Source organism: Eggerthella sp. 1_3_56FAA (genome assembly GCF_000185625.1).
In the GTDB taxonomy this organism is placed as follows: domain Bacteria; phylum Actinomycetota; class Coriobacteriia; order Coriobacteriales; family Eggerthellaceae; genus Eggerthella; species Eggerthella lenta.
Genome location: NZ_GL622581.1, coordinates 57,412 through 73,111 on the forward strand (window position 1 = coordinate 57,412; position 15,700 = coordinate 73,111).

The window sequence follows — 15,700 nt, forward strand, 5'->3', positions numbered from 1 at the left end:
AGGTGCCAAGGGCGAGGAAGCCCTAAACAAGGCCGCTTCCCCCTATCGCCTGAACAAGCTCGTCCTTTCCCGTTACGCCCGTTTTGCGGTACAGGTTGCGGATGTGAGTCTTCACCGTATCGCCCGATACGAACAACTCTCGCGCGATCTCGGAACGGGTGCAGCCCTTGAGCAGCAGCGCCAGAACCTCCTCCTCGCGCCGCGTCAGATCGAACGTCCGCGCCGCATGCGCGCACCGTGACTCGATCGAGCCCTCCTCCGTGCGGTAGCGATCGACGAGCCCCCGCAAATCCTCAACGCGCCGCCGCTCCAGCTCATCGGTCTGAGCCCACGTTTTCCGCAGAAGCGCGCCTACCGCTGCCGAGCATCCGCACAGAAGGGCTGCGAAGGCGGCAGACACGACGTTTCCGTACGCTTCGGTGAACGCGAGGCACCCGACCACCGCACCGGCGAACACGACAACGCAGTAGAACGCGAGAAGCAAATCCGCTCGCGCACGCCGATCGAAGTAAGCGAAACGCGCGATGGCATAGCACGTGGCGCAAAACGTCGCGCCGACGCAGACAAGGATCACCGCCGTTGCTATTATGTCCGTCATACCGATTTCCTTCTCGAAGCCATGCGCGTTCCGCCGTCCCCAACTTGGATCCTACAATAGCATGCGACCCAGATCAAAGCAGGGGTGAATTAAATCACCGTTGCAGCTTCGCCTTGCGCAATGGTAGGTTCGGCTCGAATCGAATCGGGAACCGACCCGATCGCCGCCGACCGGAGGAGGCCGTCATGAAGAACACGCGAACCGTCCGCATAGCCGCAGGAACCGTCTGCTTGATCGTCGTAGCCCTCGTGATGGGCTGGTTCGTGGGACGCTACATCCCAGGGGATCCCCGCGAGCCCGAGCCCCGCATCGGCGACGGGCTCTATTCTGAAACCGGATACGGGTTATCTAAGATCGTCGATTTCGATCCGGGATCAACGATGAAGCTAAGGAACATCACGCAAGGCCAACGTTACGTCAGACATCCGGACGAGGTGGAACGCACCCCTTCCGAATTGGTAGACTTCTACAAAGAGAACGGCGAATGGGAGTACGAATGCCCCGACATCGACCTATCCGTGTCCGAAATCAAAACCATCACGACCAAGGGCTTCGCTGAATGGTATCCCGAATACGCAGGGACGTACCGCCCGGTATACGACGGCAGCGAGCTTATAGCGGTCACCGTAACCATAACCAACGCCTCCGACAACCTTATACAGCAATGGTACAAGCTGCCCCTTGAGCATGTTACGTTGTGGAGCGAAAACCTCGACTATATAGACGACAGCTTAGGAGCCGGAGTGGTGCTTGACGACGCATTCGTGTTCGCGAACGAAAACTACAATCGTGACGAATTGCTCCGAATCGAGCCAGGAGAGTCACAGACGCTGATCCTGCCGTTCAAAGTCAACAAGAACGCCTTGAAAGACCAAAACTCGTTCGACGAGCTCGATCCCTCCGACTTCTGCATCCAGATGGTCGATTTCTCAAGCAGTACCGCCTACCGCCTTTGGCTGTAAGCGCCCCCCTCCCGGGCCGCAACCCATCATCGCCCGAAAAACACGCCTCAGCGGCTGGAGCGCGTTTTTCGGGCGATGATGGGTTGCGACTGCCGCAGGGGCATTGCCAACCTCTTAGAAGAACACCTTGGCGGCGTGCTCGTAGAATCCGTCATGCCGGTAGCGCAGCAGCGTGGTGGGAACGGCTCCGCGGCTGACGTAGACGCGCTTCACCGGCGCGTCGAACGAGAGCAGCTCGCCGTCTGCGAACAGCGCGGCCTCGCGGGGATCTCGGTTGAGCGACAGGTCCATCTCCACCACGTCGTTGGCCGCCGTCACGATAGCGCGCGAATGCAGGGTGTGCGGCGCCAGCGGCACGGCCACCAGGCCGTTGAAGCCGGGAGCCACCAGCGGCCCGCCCGCCGACAGCGCGTAAGCCGTCGATCCGGTGGCCGTTGCCACCACCAGCCCGTCGCCGCGCATGTCGGCGATGTGCGCGCCCGAGATACCCAGCGAGAAGTCGATGATGCGCCCGTTGGCGCCGCGCGTCACGGCCAGCTCGTTGAGCGCGAAGAACGTGCGCGCCGGATCGTCCACGTCGTGCGCCGCCGCCTCATCGTCGTCGCCCCACGGGTCGGGCTCGCCCTCGCACACCACGTCGATGCGCAGGTTCGTGCGCTGCTCGGCCACCACGTCGCCCGCCAGCGCCGACGCAACCACGGCGATCACGCCCTCATCGCCCGTGTTCGCCAGAAAGCCCAGCCGTCCGAAATTGATGCCGAGAACGGGCACGCCCGAGGTCCCGATCTGGCGAGCCGTGCGCAGGATGGTGCCGTCGCCTCCCAGCACAACCGCCATCTCGACGCCCGACGCCAGCGCTCCGTTCAGCTCCTCATGGTCGCAGCGGCACGACAGATCGGACGAATCGACCAGCGTGTAGTCCAGGCCCTGCGTGGCCAAATACGTTGCGAGCAGCAGCGATGCGTCCACGGCTTGCGAGTTGGAATTATTGCGTACGATGAGGATGTGCATGAGGGTCTTCTTTCCGGGTTTGCTATGATGGGGTCATTATATCCGAAGCATGAGGAAGCGTTCGTCCATGTCCGACAAGCTCGCACGAGCTCAACACACGCGCGTTGCCGAACCGGCACTCGAGCAGCCCGCCGAAGCGCCTCGACGCCCCCAGCGCACGCACGTGCGCGCTGCCGACCCCGGTTCGACGTCGGAGATCAGGGTGGGCGGCCGCCACGCCGGGCTCGACCGCACCGTCATCGCGGCGGCCGTGGCCCAGCAGGTCGTTCCCAAGCCGCAGCCTCGCCTCGATCCGACGAGCGCGAAAGCGCGTCTGCGCGCGGCCGCTCCCGGAGAAACCTCGGAGATCCGCATCGGCGGCCGCCACGCCGGCCTCGACCGCACCACGCCGCCTCGAGACCCCTTCGAGCCCTCGACCCCCGATCCGCGCGAAGCCGCACGCCGCTCGGTGCCCAGCTCACGCGCCGAGCGGGCGGCGTTTCCCGGATCGACCTCGGAGCTTCCCATCATCAGCAAGCACGCGGGCGCCGATCGCACGCTGACCCGCGTCCCGCAGCCAGAACACGAACCGGAAGACACCGCCGCCGCTGTCGGGTCGTCGGCGGCGCTCATCAGCGTGTGCGTGATGATCTCGCGCATCACCGGCTTCGCTCGCACGTGGATCATGGCGTTCGCGCTGGGATCGACGCTGCTGTCCAGCTCGTACCAGGTGGCGAACGGGCTGCCGAACATGCTGTACGAGATGGTGGTGGGCGGCATCCTCGTGACGGCGTTTCTGCCCGTGTACCTGTCGGTGAAGAAGAAACTGGGGCAGCAGGCCGGCAACCAGTACGCGTCGAACCTGCTCACGCTCGTGGTGCTGTTCCTCGGCATCATCTCCGCGCTGTGCATCGCGTTCCCGTCGGTGGCCATCTACACGCAAAGCTTCTACTCCGATCAAACCGAGATGGCCCAGTCGGTGTTCTTCTTCCAGTTCTTCGCCATTCAGATCGTGTTCTATGGAGCGTGCGCTATCGTGTCGGGCCTGCTCAACGCGAATCGCGACTATCTGTGGTCGTCCATCGCGCCCGTGGCGAACAACGTCATCGTCATCGCCACGTTCATCCTGTACGCCGTCGTGGCGCCGCAGAACCAGGAGATGGCGCTGTATATCATCGCCATCGGCAACCCGCTGGGCGTGTTCGTGCAGCTGGCCATCCAGCTGCCGGCGCTCAAGAAGAACGGCATCCGCATACGTCCCCGCGTTGATTTCCGAGACCCCGCGCTACGCGAGACGCTGGGGCTGGGCATCCCCGCGCTGTTCGTCATGCTGTGCTCCACCATCGTGGTTTCGGTGCAGACGGCGGCGGCTTACGGGTTCTCCGACAACGGCCCCTCCATCCTGCTGTACGCGCGCCAATGGTTCACGCTCCCTTACGCGTTTCTCGCGGTGCCCATCACCACCGCCATGTTCACCGAACTTGCCGACATGCAGGCCGAAGGCGACGCCGAAGGAGTGAAGCGCGGCATCATCGGCGGCACGAACCAGATCCTGTTCTTCATGATCCCCTTCGCGCTGTACCTCATGGTGTTCGCGCTGCCGCTGGTCACCCTGTACCATGCAGGCGCGTTCACCATGGACAACGTCAACTCCATCGCCACGTACATGACCGTGTTGGCCTTCGCCCTGCCCGTGTACGGCGTGAACACGTATTTGCAGAAGATCTTCTCCAGCTTGCGGAAGATGGGCGTGTTCGCGGCGTTCAACTTCGTGGCCGGTGCGGCGCAGATCGCGCTCACGATGTTCGGCGCGGCCAACGTCGAGCGCTTCCCCATCGAGATCATCGCGGCGGCCGAGGTGCTGTTCTACGTGGTTGCCGACGTGTGCCTGTTCGCCTACCTGCGCCGCCGCCTCGGGCCGTTCGGCCTGCGGTCGGTGGCGAAAGCGTGCGCGCGCGGCCTTCTGTTCGGCGGCCTGGGCGCCGCTGCGGGCAGCGGCGTGCTGTTCGCGCTGCAGATGTTCGTCGCGCCGCTGTCCGGTTCCATCCCGCAGGCCCTCGCCTACGTGCTGGCCGGTGGCATCGTGGCGCTTGTGGTGACGTTCGGCCTGTCCATCAAGCTGCGCGTGCCCGAAGCCGCCTTCGTCGGCTCCATCGTGGGCAAGGTGAAGGGCAAGCTGGGACGCGGATAGCGCCTGCGCGGGCGCAAGCGAGCACAGGGGAGGTGCTGCGTGGAGCTTCATCAGTTGAGATACCTGTCGGCCGTGGCGCATTGCGGAAGCGCGGCGAAGGCCGCCGAGGAGTTGTACGTCTCCAAGCAGGCCGTCTCCAAGGCCATCCGCTCGTTCGAGCACGAGATGGGGTTCGAGCTGTTCGACCGTGACGACGGGATGCGCCTCACCGAAAACGGCCGCGAGATCCTCGTTCACGCCGAAGCGGTGCTGCGCGAGCTGGACGAGATCGACTTGTACGTGCAAGCGCAGGGCGCGGGCGCGCGGCAGACGGAATCGCTGGCCATCGCGTTCAAGTCGTTCCCGCTCGATTACCTGTTTTTCAACAAGGGTCACGAAGCGGTGGCGCTCATCGACGAGTTCGTCTACCGCACGCCTGGGTGCTCCGTCTCCACGTTCAAGATGTCCGATACCGCCATCCTGAACGCCCTGGAGGAAGAAGCCATCGACCTCGGCTTCGTGCACGGAACCTACAAGCGCCCCGGCATCAGGCTCGTGCCGCTCGGCCCCGTGGAGACGCGCGTGATCACGCTGAGGTCCAACCCCTTCGGCAGGCGGGCGTCCGTCCGCATCGCCGACCTCGAAGGGGTTCCCATCAGAAGCCCCTTCGACTTCGATCTGTTCACCAACGCCTTCATTACCGCCTGCCACGAGCACGGCTTCGATCCGAGCTTTCGCGAAGTGCCGTTGAACGACGAGGCCATCGACGCGTTCTGCAGCGGAGGCGGGGTGCATCTGCAGCCTTTCGATCCGCGCATGGAGAAGGCCTACCCGCAGTCGGTCTTCCTGCCGTTCCATCCGAGCGACCGGATCGAGCTGCCCCTGTGCCTCGCCTATCGCGAGACGCTTGCGAAGCCGCTGGCGCTCAAGCTGGTCGGCTTCATCCGCAACGGCATGCGGCGCTGAGCGCGGCGCGCCGGAAGCCGATCCGACGCGCCGACGCAACCCTACTGGGCGTCCAACAGCGACTTCGCCGCGATCCACCCGGTGATCCAGCTGGTGCCCACGCCGCCGAACACCGTCGAATTCCAGAAGCAACCGTAGTTCGCCTCGCCCGACAGGCCGCCTGCCGTGGTGGCGTTGGCGTACAAACCCTCGATGAGCGAGCCGTCCTCGCGCATGACCTGCAGATGCTCGTCGGTGCGCAGGCCGCACATCGTCTTCGCCATCTGGCTGCCGATGATGGCCCCGTAGAACGGCGGCTTCACCACGGGATGCAGCCACGAGGGGTCGTACGGCGTGGACATCTCGTCATCCACGCCCTTCTCGCACAGCTCGTTGTACTCTTTCACCGCGCGCACCAGCACGTCGCGGTCGAGCAGCAGCATATCGGCCAGCTCCTCGATGGTGTCGGCCTTCTTCACGGCGCCGCGCTCCACCGCCTCGTCGACCTCGGCCAGCCAGTCTGCCGACACGAGGCCCTTCGTGTCGATCAGCGTGCTCGGGTCGGTGATGGGAATGCGGTTGCGGTCGGTGCCCTCGTCGGTGAGCACGTTCTTCTCGAACACGGTGGTCGGGAAGTCGGAGTCGCATATGGAGTACACATGGTGGCCCACCGCCGACATCCAGGCCGCGCAGTTGCTCAGGTCGCCCATCTGCCCGCCCGGGTTCGCGAACAGCTCCTGCGTGGCTGCGAAGTACGGCTGGCGGTTGCCCCGCTTGTCGATGATGAGCCACGGGTTGTGGAACAGCTGGCGCTCGCCGTGCCAGAAATAGTGCCAGAACTGGCCGTCGCCGCCGGCCGTCTCCTCGTCGATGGCGCCTTCCCAACAGCTCCACGAATCGAAGCCGGAGAAGTCGGCGCCCATGCCCAGACCCATGCGGAAGGCTTCGCCCGTATGCGACGGCATGGGACCGCCTTGCACGGTGCCCTCGTAGGCGCTCGGCAGGTAGGCGCGGATCAGGTCGCGGTTCATGCCGAAGCCGCCCGCGCACAGGATGACGCCCTTCTCGGCCTTGACGTAGCGCTCCTTGCCATCCGGCCCCTTGGCCACGACGCCCACCACGCGACCGCCGTCAGCCACGAGCTTCTCGCACTTCGTGGACAGGCGGATGTCGGCGCCCGCTGCCAGCGCAACGGCTTCCATGGCGTTCGTGGGGTTGTTCATGCCCAGCACCACGCTCTGCTTGCCGGCGTGGACGTCGGCGTCGTGCCAGATGGGCCCGAAGCATTCCATGTTCATGCCGTCTTGCTCCATGATCCAGTCGCACGCGGGACCGGACATGAGCAGCTGGTTCATGAGGAACTTCTCGTCGATGGAGTAGGCGTTCTGCTCCTCGTACATGCGGGTGAACGCCTTCACGTCGGGCGGGAACGTGGGCACGCTGAACTCCAGCGCGTTCTGGTCCTTCGAGCCGCCGAACACGTTGGCGAACGTGCAGGCATGGCGGCTCGCACCGCCCACCTGGCCCTCTTTCTCGATGCCGATGACCTTGAGCCCCTGCTGGGCGAGAAACGCCGTGGCCACGATACCGCCGCCGCCCACACCGACGATGACCACGTCGGCCTCGTCGTCCCACGACGCCGGCGGCTCCACCGGCAGGATGGGCGCCGCGTCGGGCAGGTTGGCGTCGTGCACGCGCTCCACCAGGCGCGCGGTGATCTCGTCGGTCGGAGCGGCGGCGTCGGCGGCAGCCGCCTGCTTCGATGAAGCCGGTGCTGCGGCGCATCCCGTCAGCGCCATTCCGCCCAGCGCAGCGACGCCGGCGGCCAAGCCGCCCTTGACGAACGTCCTGCGCGAGAAGCCGCCGTTCGCGTTGTTCGATTCCCCATGATTGGTTGTTGCAGACGTATCCACGTGATCCCTCCGGTCACTCGAATGTATGCGGTGCCAAAGCCGTGCAAGGCCCAGGCATCGTCGCTGATGTCCCTCGAGGCGATGTTTCGTTCAACACGTGTTTCAACGCTGCAAGCGTATCATGGGGCGGTCGCCTCCCCCGTCATGCATGCATTGACGGCCCGGCAACTTCTCGTTGTCGCAAGGGAGCGCTGTCGCAGCTGCGCGAGGGATGGCGGGGAGGCGCTGCGTCGACGGGTTGGCGGGTTGGCGGGCGGTTGGCGGGTTGGACGCGAAACGGCTCCTATGACAGTTTCGGCGGTCGAGTCGGGTATCGACGGTCGCACGTGGATTTCGTCACCTGGGATCATACGACCGCATGAGGCGATAAGGCGCGTCAAAGCAGGTCGAAGCCGCCTTGCGATTGTCATGGGAGCCGTTTCGCGCCCAACCCGCCCCCACAGCTGCCTGAAAAATGCCCCGCCGCACGTTTTCACAAGGCGATGTGCAGCAAAAACGAGGTTTTGGCACGAGGAGTCCTCGCACCCGAGACGGCACCGCGGCAAAACCCCAGATGACACTCGACCGCGCCCCGGAAACACGGCACCCGACCTCGAAAACACGTCGTCCCAAGCGGTCAAGACTGCCAAAACCTCGTTTTTGCTGCACACGAAGAGCGGAAGGGGCGGAGCGGAGTGGCCCGAAACCGATTTCAATCCCCGCACCTTTCATGAGGGTGCGACCGTCGGCATGGCTGTGGCGCAGTGACTTCGATACCAATTTCAATCCACGCGCCCTGCATGAGGGTGCGACCGCCGGACGCCTTGACCGGCTCGATCCCGTAGAGACTTCGATCCACGCGCCCTGCATGGGGGTGCGACTTCAAGCTTCGGGTCTGCCGCCTTGAGCCAATCGAATTTCAATCCCCGCGCCCTGCATGAGGATGCGACCGCAACGATCATGGCATAGAGAAGGAATCGAGCACAATATCCTGCATTCCGTGCAAGCAGCCAACCGCACTGTCTCAACCTCGACGATCGAATCGATCCCGCATCGGGTGCGAACCTCCCGCATCGATCATGTTCGCCTTTGATTCGCACTCAGTCGAATTTGCAGCATCCTCCGCCGCCGCTTTTCGCAAAGAAGGCCCTGCCGTCATCATGACTGCAACGAAAAGGGCGTCTCCTGAACAAAAATCGCCGACGTTGGATGCTTTGCTCGACCATCGCCCCAGCCAAAGCCTCCCCCGCAATCAACGTGCAGGGAAAACGCCGACGAACAAGCGGGCAAGAAGAAGCGCGAGCGTTCACAACATCGAACGTCGACGCTTTTTGTGCAAATTCGGCCGATGACAAGCCGCCCGATACGGCAAGCAGCGCGCACATGGCCGCCGCGGAATCCTGGTATGATCAGGCCGATATGGCTATCCTCACTCAAGAATATAGCAGTCCGGAAGTCGTCCGACCTGCGGTTTCACAATCGCACCGGCGGACATGGCCGACCGAAGGCGCGCAAAGGCTCGCATATGGACGTGATCTTGCCAAAATTTCGAACGCACCCCGCTCAGGACACCGATCTTCCTCGCGCGCGCCGGACGGCCCTCCCCCGAAACGCAACGCGCCCGGCTGGTCGGCCGGGCGCGCACACTCCAACACAGTCGCTTTACGCCACCTGCGTCTTCGGCTTCAGCTGCTCGCTCGATTTCCCGAAGAACACCTCGTACCAGCACAGGAAGCAGTAGATGTTCCAGATGCGCATCATCTTGAGCTTGCCGCGACCCTCGACCGTGCTGAAGTCGGCCGACTTGTGGTCGTCGAGCATCTGCACGAGGTAGTCCACGTTGAAGAACTCGTGCGCGGCCTCGCCCGTGAACGCTTGCTTGATGCGGTCGTAGTACAGGTCGGTCTGCAGCCACACGGTCAAAGGCGTGATGAACGGCTGCTTTGGCATGTTCGCCACCTTCTTCTGGAAGCCCAGCTTGCTGGCGGCCACGCGCAGCGCGTACTTCGCGTGGTCGTCGTCCACGCGACATGCCGTGGGCAGCTGCAGCGCCACGTCGAGCACCTTCTTGTCCAAGAACGGCACGCGCAGCTCAAGCGACTGCGACATGGACATCTTGTCGGCCTTCAGGCAGATGTCGAACGGCATGTAGCTGACCATGTCCACGTACTGCGTCTGCGTGATGATGTCCAGGTTCTGCTTCGCGGCCTCGTCGAAGTGCGGCTTGCACCACTCCCACGGCTTGCAGGGGCCGTCGTAGTCTTTCAGCACGTTGGGGATCTCGTCCCACATGTAGTTCATGCTCGCGCGCTGGTAGCTCTTCTCCGGCCCACCCGAGCCGCGCATGGCGAAGCGGCGCCCGTGGAAGGACGGCAGCTTCTCGGCCACCGCGCCCGCGGCGGCGCGCAAAGGGCGCGGCACCTTGAAGTACTTGTCGAACTCGAACTGGTCGTGGTAGATCCAGTAGCCGCCGAACAGCTCGTCGGCGCCCTCGCCCGACTGCACCACCTTCACCTGTTCGCGCGCCAGCTTGCTGACGAAGAACAGCGGGATGGCGCTGGGTGCGCCCAGCGGCTCGTCCATGTGGTACTGCTCGGTGGGCACGATGTCAAGGAACTCCTGCGCGTCTACCTTTACCTGCCAGTTCGGCAGCTTCGCCCACTCGGCGAAGGCGGTGGCGTCGTCCAGCTCGTTCAGCTTGATGTCGAAGTCGGGCAGCGCGTTGATCTCGGCCAGCTTGTCCTCGCAGCCGATATCGTAGCCCACCGAGAACGTCTTGATGTCGGGCGCGTGCTGGCCCATGCAGTACGCGGCCAGCGAGCTGTCGATGCCGCCCGACAGGAAGCTGCCGATCTCCACGTCGGCGATCTCATGCGCCGCCACCGACTCGTCGAACACGCGGTTGATCTCGTCGGCCCACTCGTCCAGACCCTTCGACTCGTCGATCTTGTACGTGATATGGTAGTAGCACTCGACGTTCAGCTTGCCGCCCTCGAACACCATGAAGTGGCCGGGCAACAGCTTGTGCACGTCCTTAAACATGGTCTGCGAGTCGTTCATGTACTCGAAGCACAGGTACTGCGGCAGCATCTCGCGGTTGAGTTCCTTCTTGAACGCCGGGTGCGCCAGAAACGCCTTGATCTCGCTGCCGTAGATCAGACGGTTGCCGTCGTGCTGGTAGTAGAACGGCTTGATGCCGAACAGGTCGCGCGCGCACACGAGGCGCTTCTTCGGCGCGTCCCAGATGGCGATGGCGAACATGCCGCGCAGCTTCTCGAACACGTCGGTGCCCCACGCCTCGTAGCCGTGGACGATGGTCTCGGTGTCGCCGTTCGTGACGAACTCGTAGCCCAGCGCCTCAAGCTCGGCGCGCAGCTCCTGGAAGTTGTAGATCTCGCCGTTGAACGTGACGGTCACCGTGCCGTCGGCGTTCTGCATGGGCTGGCGCGAGCCCTCGAGGTCGATGATGCTCAAGCGGCGGAAGCCCATGGCGATGTCGTCGTCCACGAAGAAGCCCTCGTCGTCGGGCCCGCGATGGGCGATGCGATCGGCCATGTCCTTGACAACGGCCTTGTTGGTATCGGTATCGTAATCGACCGCGGTGAATCCCACGAATCCGCACATATGATCGGCTCCTCCTGCGTGCGCGCCTGCGCTTCTCGCGCGGCGGGTGCGTTCATATCCTTCGGTATGATACGCCACCGCCGCGCAATCCCCAAGGGCGGCGATGGAAACCCCATATCCAGACGCAGCCCCCAGCCCGCGGCCAACGGATCGCCGCCCCGCGTTTCTCGGCTCTTCACGGAGATTCGCTTCCCGCGCCACGCCGAAAGCGAGCTATGGGATAATGCTGCGGTATACCGTACATAAGGAGAACCCGACATGCCCGCTTCACCCCGCATCGCATCTACCGCCGACGTCGCGCGCCGATTGCAGCCCGTCGTCGTAGGCGGCGACATCCTGGCCTACAGCTACGTCCGCGAGCTGCACCGCGCCTACGGCGTCGAGCGCACCATCGTGCTGGCCACGCAGGACATCAAGATGCTGTCGTCGAGCCGCTTCACCGACTACCGCCTGGAGCCGCTCATCCACGAGCCGGAAGGCCTCTACGACGCGCTCGAGCGCGTGGCCGCCCAAGTGCGCGCCGAGGACCCCGACCGCGTGCTGCTGGTGCTGGGCTGCGACGACTGCCACGCGCGCATGCTGTCGTCGGGAAAGCCGCGCTTGGAAGCGGCCGGCTACACGGTTCCCTACATCGACTTCGACCTGCTCGACGACATCACGCAGAAGCGCCGCTTCTACGAGCTGTGCGACGAACTGGACATCCCCTACCCCCGCACCTGGTACTTCGACTGCGGCGAGAGCGGCCCAGCCGAGCTGCCGGTGCAGGACTTCCCCTACCCGCTGATCGCGAAGCCGTCGAACTCGGCGCAGTTCCAAGACGCCGACATCCCCCGCAAGCGCAAGATCTACGAGATCGAAAGCGCCGAGGAGCTGGCTCAGGTGTGGCGCGACATCCGCACCTCCGATTACGACAACGAGCTGGTGCTGCAGGACTTCATCCCCGGCGGCGACGACGCCATCCGCACGCTCACCACATTCTCGGACGCCTCGGGCGAGGTGCGCGTGGTGTCGGGCGGCGTCGTATGCCTGCAGGACCACGACCCCACAGCACTCGGCAACCCGCTGTGCATCATGGGCGAGCGAGAGCCCGAGATCATCGCGTGCGCCAAGCGCTTCCTCAAGCGCACGGGCTACCGCGGCTTCGCGAACTTCGACATCAAGCTGGACGAGCGCGACGGCTCGTTCCGCTTCTTCGAGGTGAACACGCGCTGCGGCCGCAACACGTACTACATGAGCCTGGGCGGCCAGAACTTCGTCGAGCTCATCGTGCGCGAGTTCCTGCTGGGCGAGACCATCGACTACCGGGAGGCGTACGATCCGTTCGTCTACAGCTGCGTGCCGCGCTACGTGCTGGATCGCAGCATGGAGAACCGCGCGCGCCTGCAGCAGGCCCTCGAGACGCTGCGCCGCACCCCCGAGCCCTACCCGTTGCACTACGCGCCCGACTCGTTCATGCACAACGTCTGGGCGAAGGTGATGCACGTGAACCAGATCCCCAAGTTCAAGCGCTTCTACTGGGACACCGACGGCAAGCAGCTGAAGTAACGAATCACGCGGAAAGGCGGCGCGCCGATGAAGATGAAAGCCTGGGAGTGGGCGGTTTGGATCGCGCTTTGCATCGCGCCGCTCGCCGCTGCGGCGGCAGCGCTCGGATCGCTGCCTGACACCATCGCGCTGCATGCCGGCGTACACGGCGTGATCGACCGGTACGGCTCCAAGTACGAGACGCTGCACATAGCGGCCATCCTGGGTCTTCCCAACCTTGCTCTCATGCTCGTCTCTTGGAAAGCGCCTGCACTCTTCGCCAAGGGAACCATCCACGGCGTCGACAGCCCTCGCAGCGCACGCATCCTCTTCCTGGTGATCGGCTCGATCGAAACCATCATCGCCATCGGGGTGGTGCTCTCGTTCGGACGCGGCGCCCTCGCAGGCTAGCGCCCTACACCGGTCGCCTATGCCCCTCTTCGGTGGTCAGGATCACGGGGCCGTCCTCGGTGATGGCCACCGTCTTCTCGAAGTGCGCCGACGGCAGGCCGTCGCGCGTGCACACGAGCCACCCGTCGGGCATCTGGCGCGTCTTGTACGTGCCCAGGTTGATCATCGGCTCGATGGCCAGCACCATGCCCGCCTCCAGCTTCACGCCGGTGTGCTTGCGGCCGAAATTCGGCACGTTGGGATCCTCGTGCATGTCGCGCCCGATGCCGTGCCCCACGTACTCGCGCACCACGCCGTAGCCCGCTTCCTCGGCCACGCTCTGCACGGCGTGGCCGATGTCGCCCAGCCGGTTGCCCGGTCGCGCGGCGTCGAGCCCGGCCCACATGCACCGCTCGGTCACGTCCAGCAGGCGCTTCTTCTCCGGCGAGATCTTCCCCACCGCGTACGTCCACGCGTTGTCGCCCACCCAGCCGTCCACGATGGCGCCCGTGTCGATGGAGATGATGTCGCCCTCCTTGAGCACCACGCTGCGCGAAGGGATGCCGTGCACGATCTGCTCGTTCACCGATGCGCAGATGGAGCCGGGGAACCCGCCGTAGCCCTTGAACGCGGGCACGCCGCCTTCCGCCCGGATGAGCGCCTCGGCCAGCTCGTCCAGCTCGAGCGTGGACACGCCAGGCCGCACCTGCGCGCCTACTTCGCGCAGCACCTTGGCCGACACGCGGCCCGCTTCCTTCATGGCCTCGATCTCGGCCGGGGACTTCCTGATGATCATACGCGTTCGCACCTTGCCTTGTACGCCGTTGTTTGCCGTCGCCCAGTATAGCACTGCCGCCCCGGCTTCCGAGGCCGTTACATCCCTCCCACGACCCCGAAACGCCTCCGCGGCGGGCGGCAACGCGCGCGAGCGCCGCCTCTAGCATGGCAAGGGCAACCGTCAGCAAACGAACAGGAGGCTCTATGAACCCGTTTGACCAGAAACCGACGAAATCCCTTGAGGACATGATGCTGGACTGGAAGGATCTTTCGCCCCGCCCTTACAAGAAGCTGGAAACCGATCCGTACACCAAGGCGCGCATCATCCTCATGAACGGTATCGAGGTGGAGGCCGTGATGTTCGGCCACAACTTCAACCGCAACTGCGAGGACAACGACCTGCGCCGCGACCTCGCCCTCATGCGCCGCATCGAGGCCGGTCAGCAGAAGCACGTGAACTGGCTGTCGCCCTCCGACGAGACACCGCTTGAGACCACCATCGGCTACGAGCAGCTGGCCGTCGACCTCACGGCCTGGCTCGCCATGCACGAGCCCGACGCGTACGCGAAATCCTGCATGGACTTCGCCCTGCTCGAGGACTTCGACCACCTGTACCGCTACGCGAACCTGCTCAAGGTCGACGAGGACCTGCCCGCTCACGAGCTCGTGCTCGACACCATCGAGATCACGCCGGGCCGTCCCACCGTCGCGCACCATCGCCATCCGTTCGACTCGGTCCGCGCCCCGCGCAACGCCAAGACCGCCGACATCCGCACGATCCTCGGCGCGCTCATCCTGACGGCCGGCGAGCAGCAGACCATGAACTTCTACATGAACCTGGGCAACACGCAGCCCGAAGGCGTCGCGCGCGACCTCTACCTGGAAATCGGCATGGTCGAGGAAGAGCACGTCACGCACTACGGCGCGCTGCTCGACCCTTCGGCCACCTGGCTGCAGAACCTGCTTCTGCGCGAGTACATGGAGACGTACCTGTACTATTCGTTCTACGAGACCGAGGTCGACCCGTACGTGAAGAAGATCTGGGAGCAGCACTTCGAGCAGGAAGTCGGGCACCTGCACAAGGCCGCCGACCTGCTGTACAAGCACGAGAACATGGAATGGCAGTCGCTCATCCCCGACGGCGAGTTCCCCGAGCTTCTGGACTTCCACCCCACGAAGGACTACGTGCGCGAGGTGCTGGACGAGCAGGCGACCCTCACCGCGAAGGAAGAGGGGTTCGTCGAACTGGACGAGCTGCCCGGCGACTACCGCTTCTTCGGCTGGAACGACCAGGTGAACGGCCGCATTCAGAACGTGCCCAGCCACCGCGTCATCCGCGAGGCGCAGAAGAAGGACGGCGAGGACTACCGCATCGAGGACCAGCCCAGCCCGGTGCGCGCGCTGCGCAACCGCAAGGAGGACAACACGAAGCTCGGCCGCGTGCAGGGCTCCGAGCACGACTCCTCCCGCGCTCCGGCGCGCGAGAAGCTGGAAGAAGTCGTCGAGCGCGAAGAGGTGCTGGCATAACCGCCCTCCCCTTTCCTGCCCGAACGAACGGAAGCGCCCGCGGAATCACTCCGCGGGCGCTTCTTCGTCTCCCGTGCGTCCCGGATGCCCGGGCTGCCGGCCGCCTTCGTCCTTGAGGCGCCCCGCGTCCTTGAGCGCCCGGCGCAGGATGAACTCCACCTGGGCGTTCACGCTGCGCAAATCGTCGGCGGCCCACCGTTCGATGCCGGCCCACACCTCCGAATCGATGCGCAGGGGATACTGTTTTCGCTTCGCCATAGCTTGCCACCGAAGCTGCGGCACGGCGCGTGGCGCCGCGCCG

General features: G+C 64.5%; 12 protein-coding genes. 6 read left to right on the forward strand and 6 right to left on the reverse strand.

Going from position 1 to position 15,700, the window contains the following annotated elements:
• Positions 1–22: 22 nt before the first annotated feature.
• Positions 23–598, reverse strand: a complete 576-nt coding sequence (locus tag HMPREF1023_RS15995) for a helix-turn-helix transcriptional regulator (RefSeq protein WP_009306269.1) — start codon at positions 596–598, stop codon at positions 23–25.
• Between the two features lie 185 nt (positions 599–783).
• Here HMPREF1023_RS15995 and HMPREF1023_RS10485 point away from each other — a divergent pair, with 185 nt between their 5' ends.
• Complete coding sequence (locus HMPREF1023_RS10485) at positions 784–1,560, forward strand: hypothetical protein (RefSeq protein ID WP_009607901.1); 777 nt, start codon at positions 784–786, stop codon at positions 1,558–1,560.
• 114 nt (positions 1,561–1,674) lie between these two features.
• Here the strand turns inward: HMPREF1023_RS10485 and HMPREF1023_RS10490 are convergent, their stop codons facing one another.
• Complete coding sequence (locus HMPREF1023_RS10490; protein WP_009306271.1) at positions 1,675–2,571, reverse strand: NAD(+)/NADH kinase; 897 nt, start codon at positions 2,569–2,571, stop codon at positions 1,675–1,677.
• Positions 2,572–2,638: 67 nt separating this feature from the next.
• Here HMPREF1023_RS10490 and HMPREF1023_RS10495 point away from each other — a divergent pair, with 67 nt between their 5' ends.
• Both HMPREF1023_RS10495 and HMPREF1023_RS10500 read left to right on the forward strand, forming a co-directional pair.
• Positions 2,639–4,741 carry a murein biosynthesis integral membrane protein MurJ gene (locus HMPREF1023_RS10495; RefSeq protein WP_009306272.1) on the forward strand — a complete coding sequence of 701 codons (2,103 nt, stop codon included), beginning with the start codon at positions 2,639–2,641 and terminating at the stop codon, positions 4,739–4,741.
• Between the two features lie 39 nt (positions 4,742–4,780).
• A complete protein-coding gene (locus HMPREF1023_RS10500) occupies positions 4,781–5,686 on the forward strand; it encodes a LysR family transcriptional regulator (RefSeq protein WP_009306273.1) in 906 nt (301 codons plus the stop codon).
• Positions 5,687–5,727: 41 nt separating this feature from the next.
• On the opposite strand, the gene HMPREF1023_RS10505 is transcribed toward HMPREF1023_RS10500, so the two are convergent.
• Together HMPREF1023_RS10505 and asnB are read right to left on the reverse strand one after the other, a co-directional pair.
• Complete coding sequence (locus tag HMPREF1023_RS10505; protein ID WP_009306274.1) at positions 5,728–7,578, reverse strand: FAD-binding protein; 1,851 nt, start codon at positions 7,576–7,578, stop codon at positions 5,728–5,730.
• 1,641 nt (positions 7,579–9,219) lie between these two features.
• Complete coding sequence (gene asnB / locus HMPREF1023_RS10510) at positions 9,220–11,181, reverse strand: asparagine synthase (glutamine-hydrolyzing) (protein ID WP_009306275.1); 1,962 nt, start codon at positions 11,179–11,181, stop codon at positions 9,220–9,222.
• 258 nt (positions 11,182–11,439) lie between these two features.
• Here asnB and HMPREF1023_RS10515 point away from each other — a divergent pair, with 258 nt between their 5' ends.
• Together HMPREF1023_RS10515 and HMPREF1023_RS10520 are read left to right on the forward strand one after the other, a co-directional pair.
• Complete coding sequence (locus HMPREF1023_RS10515) at positions 11,440–12,726, forward strand: carboxylate--amine ligase (RefSeq protein ID WP_009306276.1); 1,287 nt, start codon at positions 11,440–11,442, stop codon at positions 12,724–12,726.
• Positions 12,727–12,753: 27 nt separating this feature from the next.
• The gene (locus HMPREF1023_RS10520; RefSeq protein WP_009306277.1) at positions 12,754–13,116 is read left to right on the forward strand and encodes a DUF1648 domain-containing protein; all 363 of its coding nucleotides are present in this window, start codon (positions 12,754–12,756) and stop codon (positions 13,114–13,116) included.
• A gap of 4 nt (positions 13,117–13,120) precedes the next feature.
• Here the strand turns inward: HMPREF1023_RS10520 and map are convergent, their stop codons facing one another.
• Positions 13,121–13,891, reverse strand: a complete 771-nt coding sequence (gene map, locus HMPREF1023_RS10525) for a type I methionyl aminopeptidase (RefSeq protein ID WP_009306278.1) — start codon at positions 13,889–13,891, stop codon at positions 13,121–13,123.
• A 185-nt stretch (positions 13,892–14,076) separates the two neighbouring features.
• Here map and HMPREF1023_RS10530 point away from each other — a divergent pair, with 185 nt between their 5' ends.
• Positions 14,077–15,399 (forward strand): hypothetical protein, encoded by a 1,323-nt coding sequence (locus HMPREF1023_RS10530; protein WP_009306279.1) that lies wholly within the window; start codon positions 14,077–14,079, stop codon positions 15,397–15,399.
• Between the two features lie 45 nt (positions 15,400–15,444).
• Here HMPREF1023_RS10530 and HMPREF1023_RS10535 read toward each other — a convergent pair whose 3' ends face one another.
• Complete coding sequence (locus tag HMPREF1023_RS10535) at positions 15,445–15,657, reverse strand: hypothetical protein (RefSeq protein WP_009306281.1); 213 nt, start codon at positions 15,655–15,657, stop codon at positions 15,445–15,447.
• Between the last annotated feature and the right edge of the window lie 43 nt (positions 15,658–15,700).

What these genes read in the sequence shown, in the direction of transcription:
- HMPREF1023_RS15995 (WP_009306269.1), bottom strand. Translation starts at nt 598, where the DNA reads ATGACGGACATAATAGCAACGGCGGTGATCCTTGTCTGCGTCGGCGCG.
- HMPREF1023_RS10485 (WP_009607901.1), top strand. Translation starts at nt 784, where the DNA reads ATGAAGAACACGCGAACCGTCCGCATAGCCGCAGGAACCGTCTGCTTG.
- HMPREF1023_RS10490 (WP_009306271.1), bottom strand. Translation starts at nt 2,571, where the DNA reads ATGCACATCCTCATCGTACGCAATAATTCCAACTCGCAAGCCGTGGAC.
- HMPREF1023_RS10495 (WP_009306272.1), top strand. Translation starts at nt 2,639, where the DNA reads ATGTCCGACAAGCTCGCACGAGCTCAACACACGCGCGTTGCCGAACCG.
- asnB (WP_009306275.1), bottom strand. Translation starts at nt 11,181, where the DNA reads ATGTGCGGATTCGTGGGATTCACCGCGGTCGATTACGATACCGATACC.
- HMPREF1023_RS10515 (WP_009306276.1), top strand. Translation starts at nt 11,440, where the DNA reads ATGCCCGCTTCACCCCGCATCGCATCTACCGCCGACGTCGCGCGCCGA.
- HMPREF1023_RS10520 (WP_009306277.1), top strand. Translation starts at nt 12,754, where the DNA reads ATGAAGATGAAAGCCTGGGAGTGGGCGGTTTGGATCGCGCTTTGCATC.
- map (WP_009306278.1), bottom strand. Translation starts at nt 13,891, where the DNA reads ATGATCATCAGGAAGTCCCCGGCCGAGATCGAGGCCATGAAGGAAGCG.
- HMPREF1023_RS10530 (WP_009306279.1), top strand. Translation starts at nt 14,077, where the DNA reads ATGAACCCGTTTGACCAGAAACCGACGAAATCCCTTGAGGACATGATG.
- HMPREF1023_RS10535 (WP_009306281.1), bottom strand. Translation starts at nt 15,657, where the DNA reads ATGGCGAAGCGAAAACAGTATCCCCTGCGCATCGATTCGGAGGTGTGG.